This window comes from Micromonospora sp. URMC 103, assembly GCF_051386435.1.
GTDB lineage: Bacteria > Actinomycetota > Actinomycetes > Mycobacteriales > Micromonosporaceae > Micromonospora.
Genome location: NZ_JBPQTR010000004.1, coordinates 1,059,955 through 1,073,219, shown reverse-complemented (window position 1 = coordinate 1,073,219; position 13,265 = coordinate 1,059,955). Strand labels below are relative to the sequence as shown.

General features: G+C 71.9%; 11 protein-coding genes and 3 pseudogenes. 10 read left to right on the top strand and 4 right to left on the bottom strand.

What is annotated here, in order from left to right; translation table 11 throughout:
* Positions 1-128 precede the first annotated feature (128 nt).
* Together ACSNOA_RS08685 and ACSNOA_RS08680 are read right to left on the bottom strand one after the other, a co-directional pair.
* The gene (locus ACSNOA_RS08685) at positions 129-1,235 is read right to left on the bottom strand and encodes a hypothetical protein (RefSeq protein WP_436657428.1); all 1,107 of its coding nucleotides are present in this window, start codon (positions 1,233-1,235) and stop codon (positions 129-131) included.
* Between the two features lie 19 nt (positions 1,236-1,254).
* Positions 1,255-1,677: a hypothetical protein gene (locus ACSNOA_RS08680; protein WP_436657427.1), complete on the bottom strand. Its 423-nt coding sequence runs from the start codon at positions 1,675-1,677 to the stop codon at positions 1,255-1,257.
* Between the two features lie 363 nt (positions 1,678-2,040).
* On the opposite strand from ACSNOA_RS08680, the pseudogene ACSNOA_RS08675 reads away from it, so the two are divergent.
* The 7 genes and pseudogenes from ACSNOA_RS08675 to ACSNOA_RS08645 form a co-directional block, all read left to right on the top strand.
* Positions 2,041-2,472, top strand: a pseudogene (locus ACSNOA_RS08675) (ATP-binding protein); the annotation flags it as partial.
* Positions 2,473-2,793: 321 nt separating this feature from the next.
* On the top strand, positions 2,794-2,985 hold the full coding sequence (locus tag ACSNOA_RS08670) for a hypothetical protein (protein ID WP_436657425.1): 192 nt from the start codon (positions 2,794-2,796) through the stop codon (positions 2,983-2,985).
* Between the two features lie 74 nt (positions 2,986-3,059).
* A complete protein-coding gene (locus ACSNOA_RS08665; RefSeq protein ID WP_436657423.1) occupies positions 3,060-5,102 on the top strand; it encodes an AAA family ATPase in 2,043 nt (680 codons plus the stop codon).
* A 256-nt stretch (positions 5,103-5,358) separates the two neighbouring features.
* Complete coding sequence (locus ACSNOA_RS08660) at positions 5,359-5,712, top strand: hypothetical protein (protein ID WP_436657422.1); 354 nt, start codon at positions 5,359-5,361, stop codon at positions 5,710-5,712.
* 727 nt (positions 5,713-6,439) lie between these two features.
* Complete coding sequence (locus ACSNOA_RS08655) at positions 6,440-6,844, top strand: hypothetical protein (protein ID WP_436657420.1); 405 nt, start codon at positions 6,440-6,442, stop codon at positions 6,842-6,844.
* Positions 6,845-7,172: 328 nt separating this feature from the next.
* Positions 7,173-7,397 (top strand): hypothetical protein, encoded by a 225-nt coding sequence (locus ACSNOA_RS08650; protein WP_436657418.1) that lies wholly within the window; start codon positions 7,173-7,175, stop codon positions 7,395-7,397.
* Positions 7,397-8,551, top strand: coding sequence for a hypothetical protein (locus ACSNOA_RS08645; protein ID WP_436657416.1), 1,155 nt, complete (start codon positions 7,397-7,399; stop codon positions 8,549-8,551). Before ACSNOA_RS08650 ends, ACSNOA_RS08645 begins: the two co-directional genes overlap by 1 nt.
* Positions 8,552-8,636: 85 nt before the next feature.
* On the opposite strand, the gene ACSNOA_RS08640 is transcribed toward ACSNOA_RS08645, so the two are convergent.
* On the bottom strand, positions 8,637-8,807 hold the full coding sequence (locus tag ACSNOA_RS08640; RefSeq protein ID WP_436657414.1) for a DNA-binding protein: 171 nt from the start codon (positions 8,805-8,807) through the stop codon (positions 8,637-8,639).
* 510 nt (positions 8,808-9,317) lie between these two features.
* Positions 9,318-10,796 (bottom strand): recombinase family protein, encoded by a 1,479-nt coding sequence (locus tag ACSNOA_RS08635; protein WP_436657412.1) that lies wholly within the window; start codon positions 10,794-10,796, stop codon positions 9,318-9,320.
* Positions 10,797-10,811: 15 nt separating this feature from the next.
* Between ACSNOA_RS08635 and ACSNOA_RS08630 the strand changes: the two are divergent.
* The 3 genes and pseudogenes from ACSNOA_RS08630 to ACSNOA_RS08620 all read left to right on the top strand — a co-directional run.
* Positions 10,812-10,916 (top strand): annotated as a pseudogene (locus ACSNOA_RS08630) (hypothetical protein); the annotation flags it as partial.
* Positions 10,913-12,105 (top strand): annotated as a pseudogene (gene dprA, locus ACSNOA_RS08625) (DNA-processing protein DprA). The pseudogenes ACSNOA_RS08630 and dprA, both read left to right, overlap by 4 nt.
* Positions 12,106-12,261: 156 nt before the next feature.
* Positions 12,262-13,254 (top strand): tyrosine recombinase XerC, encoded by a 993-nt coding sequence (locus tag ACSNOA_RS08620; protein ID WP_436657410.1) that lies wholly within the window; start codon positions 12,262-12,264, stop codon positions 13,252-13,254.
* The last annotated feature ends 11 nt before the right edge of the window (positions 13,255-13,265 follow it).

Below are 13,265 nucleotides of genomic sequence, written 5' to 3'. Positions count from 1 at the left end.
CCGGCGGCCGTCCTCGCCAGCGAACTCCACTACCAGGGATTCACTCGCGCCATGCACCGCGGGCTCGGGCTGGTATAGCCCGACAGGCAGGGGAGCTGGCCTTCCGATGCCAGTGGTGCCCCGGCCGCTCATCCTGCGCCAGACGCAGGCCGATCTTCGACCAGATCATCGAAGGATATGTCACGGGGGTCTTCCCAGTCGTCCGGGACTAGCGCCATACGGGTCTCCATCTCCAGTTCGGCAAGGGAGTCCAGGTAGATCTGCGTGGTGGTGACGGATTGGTGGCCCAGCCGACGTCGGACCCAGTCCAGGGGGTCGCCGAAGACGCGGGTGTACTGGGCCCTTTGCACGCTCGTTTGTTCACCCAATACATCGATGTGCCCCCGCTGCAGCTGCTCAAGCGTGAGCACCGCGTATGTGTGTCGGAGCATGTGAGGATGGGCACGCAGGGAGAGGCTCTTTCGCTGGCAACGGGTGTTAGCCGTGGCGAACAGGTGCTTCCACGTCGGCACGGCCACCGGCAGGCCGTACTCAGATAACCAGAACGCAGCCGGTTCTAGCCCATCCGGCCCGTCGATCAGTAACTGCTGTCGGTCTTCGTCGTCCAAGTTGGCGATCTTGATGCGCTGGCGGCCACCGACGTGATGCCTGACCGCGACCGGCCGCATTGGATCGGGCACGACTAGCGGCCGACGCATGCGGGCGTAGCGACCCGCCGCGCGAGCCTCCGCAATCACAGTGGCGCGGTCGATCTCGAAGTAGGCAATCAGGTCAGCGATCACCGACATGGGCACGTAGATCCAGCGCGCCGAGCCCCCTTTGGCAGCCGCGGGCGGCAACCAGAACCGTCGGTAGCCACCGTAACCGCGGTCCAGCGGCACCTCGAAAACCGTTAATGCTGCCTGCTCGGACAACCGCAGGCCGGTCCGCACCATCAGATCGCAGAACGCCGCGTTGCGACTAGCCCACCGGCCGCGAAATCGGGGATCAGGCAGCCCCGCCGTGGTGTAGCCGCGCATCCCCACGTCACGCCATCTGCGGTAGGACGACGCGGGCAGCCATGTGATGCACTTCCGGCCAGCACCGTGGCTATAGGTTGCTGGAGTCTGGCTGGCCTGGGCGGCGATCCGCCCGGCCTCCACAGGTCTGGACCGGGTCGGCCGTTGGGGGATCGGGTTTACCCGCAGGTTGCCTGCCTCCACCTGCCAGCGGTAGAAGGAATTGGCTGCAGCCACCTCCCGATCCCAGGTGGCATCACTCACTCGGGGGGCCGGACCGGTCCTTCCGCCGCCAGACCAGATAGGCGACGTGGTCGGCCTCGTCCGCATCTCGCCAGGACCGGCCACCTCGACAGCACCACAAGAATGTCAGAAAGGCAGCCAAATCCCTTGCATAGCCCAACTGGGTCGTGCGCGAGTTGCCGACCATATACGCTGAATAGAAGAACGAATTCAGTGTTACGTCGTACTCGAATAGTGGTGAGATCAGAAACGGCGTACCGACCGGAATGTCAATGTCAACGAGCCAGGCCTCGAGGTCCTCTTCCATAAGGGCCAGGGTCGGCGGCAGCGACGAGGGAGCAGGCAGCTCAGACCTGAAGCGGCGGACTTGCCAGCCGCACCGAGCAGCTTCTGCGTCCATCATCACATCGTCGCGCGGCAGCCGCGCCTCGGGCAACTGTGACCCAGGCGGAAGCAACAAGAGCCGTGTCCGTCCGTCTGGGAATCTGCGGCCTCGGTTGGCGCCGCCACCGTCCGCCTCAGGAGGCCATGCCGAGGCGGCAGCGAGCCTCCTAGATGTCGAGATTAGGCAGCTCAGCCCACTGAACAGGGGTTTGGCGGACTCCGGCTTGACGCTTTTGAGCCTGCGAGAGGTTGCGGCTACTCCCGGATCACGACGGTCGCCGGCTCGCAGCGGTTAAGCCGCCGGATCGTGGTGCGGTGCGGGCGAACGTACTCTTCACAATCTGTGACACGGTGCGTCGGATGGCGACCGCCTTCCCTGATCGCAGGGCCGAGCCTCCCGGTCTTGCATCTGAACACTGGACAGCCCTCAAACACCATCCACAAGCTCGCCGCCAATCCCTGCCCGTGCGCGAAGCCGGCCGGCGACGCGTACTGCGAGTGCAGCCCGCTGACCCGGCGGCGCTACCTCGGCCGGCTCTCCGGGCCGCTGCTGGACCGGATCGACGTGCAGGTGACGCTGCCGCCGGTCCGGGCGGCGGAGTTGATGGCCGGCGACGGCGGCGGGGAGTCCTCCGCGGTCGTCGCCCGCCGGGTGGCGGCGGCCCGGGAGGCGGCGGCGCGGCGGTGGGCGGGCCTCGGGCACCGGCTCAACGCGGAGATCCCGGGCCCGCACCTGCGACGGCCGCCCTGGCGGCTGCCCTCCCGGGACACGGCGGAGCTGCGGGGGCGCCTGGACTCCGGGGCGATCTCCGCCCGGGGCTTCGACCGGATCATCCGTTTCCCGTGGATAGGGACATGGCGTAACTTCTTCCGACAGGAAATCCTCCGGTCCCAGCTCCGCCACCTGGGCAGACTGTCCAATCAGTCCACATCACAACTGCCCTGACCTGCGGAAACGTAGATCAACGGAGTAGCGGCTAGGCCCAGAAGCGGCTAGGGTAGGAGGCACGAGCGAGATACCAGCGCCACCATGGCGCAAGGTCCGCACGACGGCCCCAGACATAAACCGGTTGGCTACCGGGGGTCGATAGGTCCTGTAGGCCGTATCCCGCGCGCCGGCCAGCCAGCCGGAGGCACGCGCAACACTCCGCAACCCTGGAGCGTTGTCGTGTCCACTGAGACCGCAGCCAAGCGCGCCGCGCGCACCCTCACCCAGCGCACCACGCCGGAATGGCGGAAGGAGCGCGCCCGGAAGGCTCACCTGGCGTCCTGCGTGGCCGCCGTCGTGGAGCGGGCCCCGGAGCTGACCCCTGAGCAGACCGCCCGCCTCCGGGCCATCTTCGGAGGTGCGGCCCGATGAGCGCGCAGAAAAGCCGCCCCGGCCAGGGCGGCTCTCCCGTCACTTCGTCTACCGCCCAGGCTACCAGCTCAGCCTTGATCACGACTGATGAGCAGGCCCGCGCGCTGGATATCGCGCGCCAGCTCATCCGGGCCGGCATCCCAGTCTTCGCGGCGGCCCCCAACTCCAGCCGGCCCGGGGAATACCACCTCCCGAAGGGCTGGGAGGCCACCCGGCCGGATGAGGCATTGCTGGACCGCTGGCGTCCGGGGTGGGCCCTGGCCGCCGTGGGCGGGCACGCGGCGGACTTCCTGGACGTAGACCCGCGCAACGGCGGGGAAGCCAGTGAGGCGGAGGTACGGGCCGCCGGTCACTGGCCGCGCTCCTTCGGTCGCCAGGCCACCCCGTCCGGCGGGACTCATGACCTCATCAGCGTGACCGGGCTCCGGAAGGCCACGGACTTCATGCCGGGCCTGGACCTCCAGGCTGGCACGCCGGAGGGGGGCCGGGGCTTCGTCTACATCGCTCCGACCGAACGCCGGTCGAAGGTGACCGGGGAGCTGGTGGCGTACCGCTGGACCCAGGAGCCGGACCTGGAGGCCCTGGAGGAGTGGCGGGGCTCCGACAGCTCCACGGAGGGCCTGGTGGCCCGGGTCCACGCCGCGAAGGCCCGGCGGTCCGCTCCCAGCGTGCTGGCTCAGCGCCAGGAGGTGGACCTGGCGGACCCCTTCTTCACGGCCAGCAGCGCCAGCCAGGGCGGAGAGCGTGCCTTCACCCAGGCCCAGGCCCAGGACTTCGTGCGGCCCTACCTGGTGGAACTTCAGGCCGCCCGCATCGGCGGTATCGAAGAGGCCGCCAACCGGGCCGCCGTCACGCTCTCCCACTTCGTCCCCACCTTCTGGACGGCGGACGAAGCCTTCCGGCTCCTCACGGACGCGCTGGGGCACACCGCGTACGACCCGGAGCACCAGGCGTCCACCTGGACGGCGGAGAAGTTCATCCCCGTGCTGGACGGGACCCGGCCGCCGCTGGACCCCTGGAAGGCCGTACGGCGGGCGGAGCTGCCCCCGGGCGGCCAGGAGGAGGCGAAGCCGGACCGGGTGGCCGCGCTCCTGGAGAAGATGCTGGACCCGGACGCGCTGGAGTGCCGGCCCCGTCCCCGGCCCCTGGTGCGCGGACTGGTCAACCTGGAGTCGCTGACCTGGATCATCGGGGAGCCCGGGAGCTTCAAGTCCTTTGTGGCCCTGGACCTGGCCGCCCACGTGGGAGCTGGCCTCCCGTGGCGGGGCCGGGAGGTGACCCGGGGCCGCGTCCTCTACGTGGCGGCGGAGGGGGCCTCCGGCATGACGCTCCGGATGCGGGCCTGGCGGAAGGTCTACGGGGCCACCCCGGACGTCCTGACCCTGCCGGAGCCGGTCCAGGCGTCCGACCCCCAGGCGTGGGCCGCGCTGGTGGAGGCGTGCCGGGAGCTGGGTCCGGTGCTGGTGGTCATCGACACCCAGGCCCGGAACACCGTGGGCATGGAGGAGAACGACAACACCGCCATGGGTGTCTTCATCGAACGGCTGGAGGAGCTGAAGCGGGCCACGGGCGCGTGTGTCCTAGTGGTCCACCACACGGGCCGCAACGGCGGGGACGCCCGTGGGGCCTCCGCCATTGACGGGGCCCAGGACACGGAGCTGAAGGTCATCCGGGCGAAGCCCCGGAGCACCCTGGCCGCGAAGGTCTCCGTGGAGAAGCAGAAGGACGGGGAGGACGGCTGGAGCCTGCCCATCACCCTCCAGAAGGTGGACCTGGGCACCGACCCGGAGAGCGGGGAGGAGCTGGGCACGCTCACGCTGGAGCCCTTCGATGCCTTCAACCTGGCCCAGGCTGTGGAGGACGCCCCCGACTGGCGGGCCAACCTCACGGACAACCAGCGGGACGTGATGGAGGCCATGCTGGAGCACTCCGATGAGGACGGGGCCACGCGCGCCCAGGCGCTCCAGTGGGTCAAGGCGCACCGGGAGCACCTGGACCAGCCGGCCATGACCCCCACGTCCTTCGACTCCGCCACGAAGGCCCTGAAGGCGAAGGGCCTCCTGGTCAAGGAGGGCTCCCGCTGGGTGGTGGCTGAGTACGCGGACAGCCAGGAGTAGGCGGCCAGGGTAAGTGCCCGGTAAGTGCAGCACTTGACCGCACTCACCGGGCACTTACCCGGAAACCGGCTCTGACCTGGGAAAACACTTACACGCACTTACGCACTACTTGAACACTTAGCACTCGCACTTACCTCCTCCTCTGGAGGTAAGTGCGTGAAGTACCCGGCCAGAGGAGGAGGCGCCTCTGGCTGCCAGGTACGTGCCAGCCCTACTCTGGCCGCCTGAGCCGGCTCAGTCCGAAGGAGACAGACCCATGACCGACCCCATCGTGATCTCCGTATCCAAGCCCCTCTGGACGGCCTGGGCGACGGACCGGAAGCTGGCCAGGCTCAGCCGCCCGGGGCTGGCTCAGCGTTCCACGGACCAGCTTGAGACGGACCTGGCATCACTGGAGGAGGCCGGGGAGAGCGTGGAGGCCGAGGTGGTCTACGGCCTCTGGATGGACGACTCGCAGAACATTCCCCGGCCCATCACGAAGTCCGGCCTGGTCGATGAAGAGGAGCTGTACGCCCTGGGCGAGACGCCGGAAGAGGCCCTGAGGGTGGCTCAGGAGATGCGGGCCCGGACGCTGGTCCGCATCCGGACGGAGCTGGCACAGCGGGCCTGAGGTCTCCTGGCCGCCTGAGCCCCCGGCACCGCGTCGGGGGCTCAGGCATACCCCCCGCCCGTATGGTGGCGACATGTTGGTGCGGGGTAAGTACATCGGCCAGCGAGAGCGGCCAGAAGAGGACTGGATCACGCCGCGCGGCCAGGATGCACTCCTGGAGGAGCTGGAGCTGTGTGGCGTCCCGCTGGACGCTAGTGCCTGGGAGGCCCGGTGCCGGCTGGAGTTGAGCGGCGTCTGGGTGACGGACTGCCGACTGGTGGAGGCCCTTCGGCATCGCTGGCGGGCCGCTGGCCGGACCGGCCCCCTCCCGATGTCCCCCGCCCTGGCCGCCTGAAGGACCCGGACCCGGAGGACCCGCTGGGTCCTCCCTTAGTCCTATGTAGACCTGTCGCGGCGGTCCTGGACCCTGGCCAGCGAGCGGCCGCCGAAAGTCCATAGAGGACCCGGACCCAGGGGGCCCGCCGCCCGGTGACTGGGCGCTGGCTACCCCTGGTTGCCCCATGGGGCAACGAAATCCCCAGGCCAGCATGCATCTTCGCCTGGTTGCCCCTGGTTGCCCTGGCCGCTGGCTGGGCGGGGCTGGGCGACCGCTCAGCGGAATCCCCAGGCCAGGGGCCATCTTCGCCTGGCTGGGCTTGGCTGGGCAGTCCACGGCGGACGCACATAAGAGTCATTATGGTGCGACTTTCCGTTGTCTAGTTGATACAAACCTTGATACATTGAGACTATGCCCCGAATGACCGCCGGACAGCGCCGTGAGCAGGAGATAGCCGCTCTGGAGCTGAGCAACGCCGGCCACTCCATCGACACCATCGCGGAGCGCCTGGAGGTCAGCCGGGCAACCGCCGCGCGGCGCGTCCAGGCCGCCCTCCAGCGCATCCCCGCCCAGGAGGCGGACACACTCCGCCGCCAGTCGGAGGCCCGCTTTAACGGCTGGATGCGCCGGGTCAATGTCCTCCTGGACTCCGGTGCGCTGGACGTGGACCAGGAGCTGAGGGCCATCAACGCGCTCTTGTCCCTGGAGCGGGAGCGGGTCCAGCTCTACGGCCTCCGCCTCCCCTCCGCCGTGGTGGTCCAGCATGAGCTGGGTCCCGGGACCCAGGACCTGGGGACCCTGGGGGTCCAGCGGTGAGCCCCCTGAAGCTGGGTCCTGGGTCCGGGTCCTCCCGCCTCCTGGGTCCCGGGTCCCATGACCGCTGTAGGACCCACCGGGTCCCCCTGGGTCCCGTCCGGGTCCCCACGGTCCCCGGTGAGCGGGAGGCGTCCCTCCGCCTGAGTGAGGAGGCCGCCGCCCGCCTGAGTGAGGCTGGCGTGGCCCTCCCCCGGGTCCGCCCGCTGTCGCCCACGCGGGCCCGCTGCCCGGAGTGCGTCCAGGAGACCGCCCTGGCCGCCATGGCCCGCCTCGCTGGAGGTGACCAGTGACCGCCCCGGACGCCGCCGCTCAGGCCAGGCTCCGCCGCGTGGCCATGCTGGCCGCTCAGGCAGGGAAGTCCCCCGCCCAGATCACCCGGGCCGTCGTCTCGCAGGTGAAGCGGGACGCCGCCGCCCGCCGCCGCGCCATGCTGGCCGCCGTCCAGGAGGAGCCCGCCCGGGAGCCGGCGGAGACCGCCACCACTGACCAGACCCCCACCGACCCGGCGAAGGCACGCCGCCGGCTCATGCTCGGACTGAAGGAGAGCAACTGATGATCAAGGATGAGCGGGTCCGCTACTCCCCGGAGCTGGGCGTCTGGACCGTGAACATGAGCGGCATGACCGCCGTGTCCCCCGGCCAGGCAGAGGGCATCCTGGGCTGGGCCATGTTCCAGGCCAGGGAGGCGGGGGCCGCGCTGGAGGGTTGCACGTGTGACCCGCTGGACCAGTTCTGGGACGGCCCCCAGCGCCGGGTCCCGACACGGCCTTACGGCCACTTCGTGACCCAGACCCGGGGCACGGACAGCCGGCTCATGGTCATCGGCCACGGTGGCCGCATTCAGGTGGCCCCCGGGACCGGCGAGGAGCACCAGGGCCACCAGTGCCCGCTCCGCAACGTGGACGGGGAGCGCCGGGCGAAGGAACTGGTGGAGCGCGGCGGAGACGGCCTGAGCCAGCTCTGGGGGCTCACCCAGCCCTTCCCCGCCGGAGCCGGCCCGCTCCAGCCGCTGGCGGACGGCGAGGAGGCCCCGAAGGTCTGGGAGTCGGAGCCGGTCAGCTTCAGCGCGGCGGGCCTCCACGTGAGCGTCCCGGGTCGCCACGTCCACCCCGCCGTCCAGTCCTCCCTGGCCGCGTATCAGGCGCTGTCGCTGAAGGCCGCGGAGCTGAGCCGGGCGGCCAGGGAGGCCCAGGAGCGGGCAGAGACCGCTCCCCAGGACCTCCGGAGGGAGGCCGCCCAGGCCGCCCTCTCTGGCCGCGCCACCGACGCCGCGAAGGCCGCCCTGGCCATCCGGGACCTGGAGCTGGAGGCGGAGGCCGCAAAGGCGGTAGCCCAGGGCACGGAGGACGCCCTGGCGCAGACCCAGGCCGCCGTGGTGAAGGCGGTGGAGGACAACCGGGCGGAGTGGCTGGCGTACCTGGGCGGCCAGGGGCGGGCCGCGCTGGGCCGGATGGACGCCGCGCTGGCCGCGCTGGACGCCGCCCTGGGTGACCTGATGGCGGTGGACGCCATGCGGGCCAACGTGGAGAAGCCCCTCCACGCGCGCCGGGTCTTCGCCCAGGGCTCCACGCTCTCCGGCCAGGTGAACGCTTCGCGGGCCGCCGCGCGGGAGGTCCGGGAGAAGGTGGCGGAGACGCTGGCCCCGCTGTCCCGCTACGCCGCGAAGCCGGAGGAGAAGCCGGCCAGGAAGGTGAAGGCCGCCGCCTGAGCCCCGCACGGACAACGGCCCGCCCCCATGCCTCCGGGGGTGGGCCGTTCCGTGTCTGCTCTCCTGAGTGGGGCTGGCGTCCCGCTCAGCTCTCCGGCGGTGGTGGTTCGTCCGCTCCCCTGGCCTTCCATGGCTGGTGCTCCGTGATCCAGCGCTCCACGTCCTCCACCAGCCAGACGGTCCCGCCGGCCAGGTGATCGAAGGGCTCCGGGAAGTCGGGACGGCTGGTGAGCTGGACTACCCGGACGCGCGACACGCCCAGGCGCTCCTGTAGCTCCGCTGAGCCGTACAACCTCCGCCGCCAGGCCATCCCCGAAGCATCTCGACATGACCCCCTTACGAACCTGAAACCCCTGGTGAGGTCACCCGTAAGCGCTGATCAGGACCAGTCCGGATGCGTAGCCAGTCCACTTCCATACTTGACAGGGGGTATCGCCATCCGGTCCCCTGGACAGGCAACACCCAGTAGCGGTCCGGGTACGTGAGCGGGGCTCCGTGCCCGGACCTGCCGTTTCAGGAGGTGGGCATGATCGAGAGGGAGCTACCCCGGGAAGTCTGGGTGCCAGAGTTGGCGAAGGTGATCATCCGGCGGCATTGGATTCTGGGCTACTGCGAACGGTGCGCCGGCCAGGAGGATGCATGCCGCTCCCTGGCCTGGGCCCGGGACCGCCTGAAGGCCCGCCGGATGGCCGGTAACCGGCCAGACCACTACGCGACACGTACGCCCGGTCAGTCCTAGCGGTCGCCTGGACTGGCCGGGCGTAACTCAGCGCCAGTCGATCACGATGGACGCGCTGATCCGTTCCGCCTGGCGCTCCCAGGCCGCCATGTCCTGGCCGAACCGGACCCCACGGCCAGGCGGAAGGAGCCGCACGGTCATCAGCGTGTCAATGACCACCCGGAGCCGGTCCGTGTCCAGGGCCTCCACGGCGGCCCGCACGTCCGGAGCGTTGATCAGCGGCCCCAGGATGTCCGCCCGTCCGGCGTCCGCCTGGGCGGCCTCCACCTCCGCCAGCTTCGCGCGGAGCTTCGCGGACTCCCGCCGGACGCCAGCCTCAGTGAGCACCCCGTCCGCCAGGAGCCCCGCCAGGTTGTCCAGACGGACCCGGAGCGCGCGGGCCTCCCGGCGGAGCTTCGCGGCGTCTGGCCGGCTGTCATCGGCCAGGAGGAGGGCGGCGTCCGGGCGCTCCAGGCGTCCGATGACAACCTCTGTTACCCACCAGTCCACCGGACCCACCGCGCGCCCGACGTGGCCCAGGGCGGCCCGGCATCGGTACGTGGGGTGACCCTCCTTTCCTCTCCTGGCCGGTGCCGCGCCACGGTGGACGGTGGCCCCGCACTCCGGCACCCCGCACAGCCCCACGCCGGTCAGGAGGCCCTTCCCGCCGCGCGCTGGGTTGGCCCGGGACGGGTCCGTGATCAGCTCCACGGCCGCGCGCCAGGTCTCCTCCGACACCAGGCCCTCCCAGGCCGCCGGCCCCACGATGGCTTTTAGCCTGGCCGCCCGGGGGTCCATGGCCTCTCGGAGCGCTTCCGTGACGTGGGCCCGGAGGCCCGCGTACCGGGGATTCAGGAGCGTGGGGCGGACCGTCTGGGCGGACCAGAGCGACGGGGAGCCGTCGCGCTTCGTCTGGGGGGTGGTGAGGCCCCGCGCGTTCCAGTCCGCCGCTATGCGGCCCAGCGGGACGCCGGCCAGGACAGCCTCATAGGCGTCCCGGATGGCGGCGGCCTCCGACTCCCGGATGGTCACGCCGTCCGCCTCATACCCGAAGGGTCGGCGGCCTCCGATGCGGCGGCCCTGTTCCGCCGCCTGGAGCGCGGCCCGCTTCTGGCGGTCCGACTTCTGTTCGATCTCATGCTGAGCCACGGAGCCCAGGATGTCCGCCGTGAGCCGGCCCGCCGGGGTGCTGAGGTCCAGGTCCGTCCCGCGCACGAAGGCCACGGTGAGGCCCTGGCGCTTGCCCAGCTCCAGGAGGCGGAGGCGGTCCCTGGCGTTGCGGGTCAGGCGGGTCATGTCCCAGGCCACCACGCACGCCGCGCGGCCCTCCTGGACGGCGGCCAGGACAGCTTCAAACCCTGGCCGCTGGCGCTTGCCCGCCGCGCTGGTGTCGTTGTCCACGTACTCCGCCACCACGCGCCAGCCGCGAAGCTCGCACAGCTTCCGCGTGTCCTCCCGCTGGCGGGATACGCCCAGCTCATCCCCGGTCCGGTCCTGGCTCTGTCGGAGGTAAATCACGGTGTCCACCTACGCCATGTTGCCATCCTTGTGTTGGCCTGGACCATCGCGGACCTCGACGGCCGGGAGCGGCCGGACCGGGAGGACGTGCTCGAGGCCATCCAACTGCGGACGGGGGACGCGACATGAGCACCCAGGAGGAGCGGACGCTCGCGCGGATCGCGCTCACGTGGCTCAGCGAGCCGGGCACCCGGTCGGTGCACGGGCTGGTGGCCGAGCTCGGTCCCGTGGCGGCGCTGGAGCTGCTGCTCGACGGCGGGGCGCCGGACGAGAAGCTGCGCGCCACGGTCGCCGCCGGGTCGCCGACGGCGACGCGCGGGCGGTCGCGGCGGAGGCGGTGGCGCGCACCGAGCGGCTCGGCGCGCGGATCGTCACACCCGAGAGCGAGGAGTGGCCTCCGCGTCTGGCGCACCTGGAACGGCTCCGGCTCTCCGGCGCGTACCGCAGGGTGGACACCGAGACGGCGCCGCCGCTGTGCTTCTGGGTCCGCGGGTCGTGGCCGCTGGTCGACGCGCTGGACCGGTCGGTGGCCGTGGTGGGCGCCCGGGCCGCCACCGGCTACGGCACGCACGTCGCCACGGAGATCGGGTACGGCCTGGCCGATCGGGACTGGACGGTCGTGTCCGGGGGCGCGTTCGGCATCGACGCCGCGGCGCACCGGGGCGCGCTCAACGCCGGTGGCGTCACGGTCGCGGTTCTCGCGTGCGGTGTGGACCGGCCCTACCCGATGGGCAACGCGGCGCTCTTCGACCGGATCGCCGACACCGGGCTGCTCGTGAGCGAGTGGCCGCCCGGCGCGGAACCGCTGCGTCCGCGCTTCCTCATCCGCAACCGGGTCATCGCGGCCGGCACCCTCGGCACGGTGGTGGTCGAGGCGTCGGCCCGCAGCGGCGCGACCCAGACCGCACACCGGGCCCTCGCCATCGGACGCCCGGCCATGGCGGTGCCCGGCCCGGTCACCTCGGCCATGTCGGTGGGCACCCACGAGCTGCTCCGGGACCACCCGGACGCCCGCCTGGTGACGGGCCTGGCGCACGTGCTGGAGGAGGTGGGCCGCATCGGGGCCGACCTCGCGCCGCCGGCGCGCGGGCCGGACCGGCCCATCGACGCGCTCGACGACGACGCGCGGTCGGTGCTGGAGGCGATGCCCCGTCGGGGAGCGGTCGGCGCGGAACGGCTGGCCGGTCGCGCCGGTGTGGGCGTCCGCACGGTTTTGCGGAAGCTGTCGCTGCTCGAGGAGCTCGCGATGGTGGTCCGCCGCGACGACGGGTACGCGCTCGCGCCGGCGCCCGGGAGGAACGCACGGCGACCCGGGTGAACGGGGCGACGGTGGGAGCGCCACCCCGGCATGTCCGGTACTGCGCCCGTAGGCTGGCGCCATGACAGCCGGTTCGACGCTGCGGCCTCCGCTGGACCGTCGCCGACGCGGGGCCGCGTCTCCGCAGGCCCGGCCCGGTCGACACGCGGGCCGGCGATGAGCCGGGGCGCGGGCGGCACGCGCGACGCGCACCAGGCGCTTCCGCCCGCGATGCGCGACGCTGTCGACGAGTTCGCCGACCACCTGGCCCGCGTACGCAACCGCTCCGCCCACACCGTGCGGGCGTACGTCACCGACGTGGTCTCGCTGCTCGACCACGCCGCCCGGATGGGCTGCGTCGAGGTCGCGGGCGTGGACCTCGGTGTGCTGCGCAGCTGGCTGGCGCGCTTGCGGACGACCGGCGCCGCCCGGAGTTCGCTGGCCCGCCGCGCGGCCTCGGCCCGGGTGTTCAGCGCCTGGGCCCACCGCGGCGGGCTGCTGCCGACCGACGTGGGCGCCGCGCTGGCCAGCCCGCGTGCCCGGCGGGAGCTGCCCGGCGTGCTGCGCGCCGACCAGGCCGCCGCGCTGGTCGAGACCCCGGCCCGACCGGTCCCCGATGCCGTCCCCGCCGAGCACGCCCCGGACCCGTCGCCGGCGGTGCCCGACGCGGTACGGCACCGCGACCGGGCGCTGCTGGAGCTGCTCTACGCCACCGGCGTCCGGATCGGCGAGGCCTGCGGACTCGACCTGTCGGACCTCGACCCGGCCCGGCGGGTGGTACGGGTGCTCGGCAAGGGCGGCCGGGAGCGGACGGTGCCGTACGGGGTGCCCGCACAGCGCGCCCTGGACGACTGGGTGCGCCACGGTCGGCCCGTCCTGGCCACGCCGCGTTCGGGTGACGCCCTGCTCCTCGGTGCCCGCGGCGGCCGGCTCAACCCGACCACCGCCCGGCGGATCGTCGGCGGCTACGCCGAGGCCGCCGGGCTGCCCCGGACCAGCCCGCACGGGCTGCGCCACTCGGCCGCCACCCATCTCCTCGAAGGCGGTGCGGACCTGCGCGCGGTGCAGGAGCTGCTGGGCCACTCATCGCTGGCCAGCACCCAGATCTACACGCACGTGTCGGTGGAGCGGCTGCGTGCGGCCTACCGCCAGGCCCACCCCCGCGCCTGACCCGAACCCAC

What these genes read in the sequence shown, in the direction of transcription:
- ACSNOA_RS08655 (WP_436657420.1), top strand. Translation starts at nt 6,440, where the DNA reads ATGCCCCGAATGACCGCCGGACAGCGCCGTGAGCAGGAGATAGCCGCT.
- ACSNOA_RS08645 (WP_436657416.1), top strand. Translation starts at nt 7,397, where the DNA reads ATGATCAAGGATGAGCGGGTCCGCTACTCCCCGGAGCTGGGCGTCTGG.
- ACSNOA_RS08660 (WP_436657422.1), top strand. Translation starts at nt 5,359, where the DNA reads ATGACCGACCCCATCGTGATCTCCGTATCCAAGCCCCTCTGGACGGCC.
- ACSNOA_RS08620 (WP_436657410.1), top strand. Translation starts at nt 12,262, where the DNA reads ATGAGCCGGGGCGCGGGCGGCACGCGCGACGCGCACCAGGCGCTTCCG.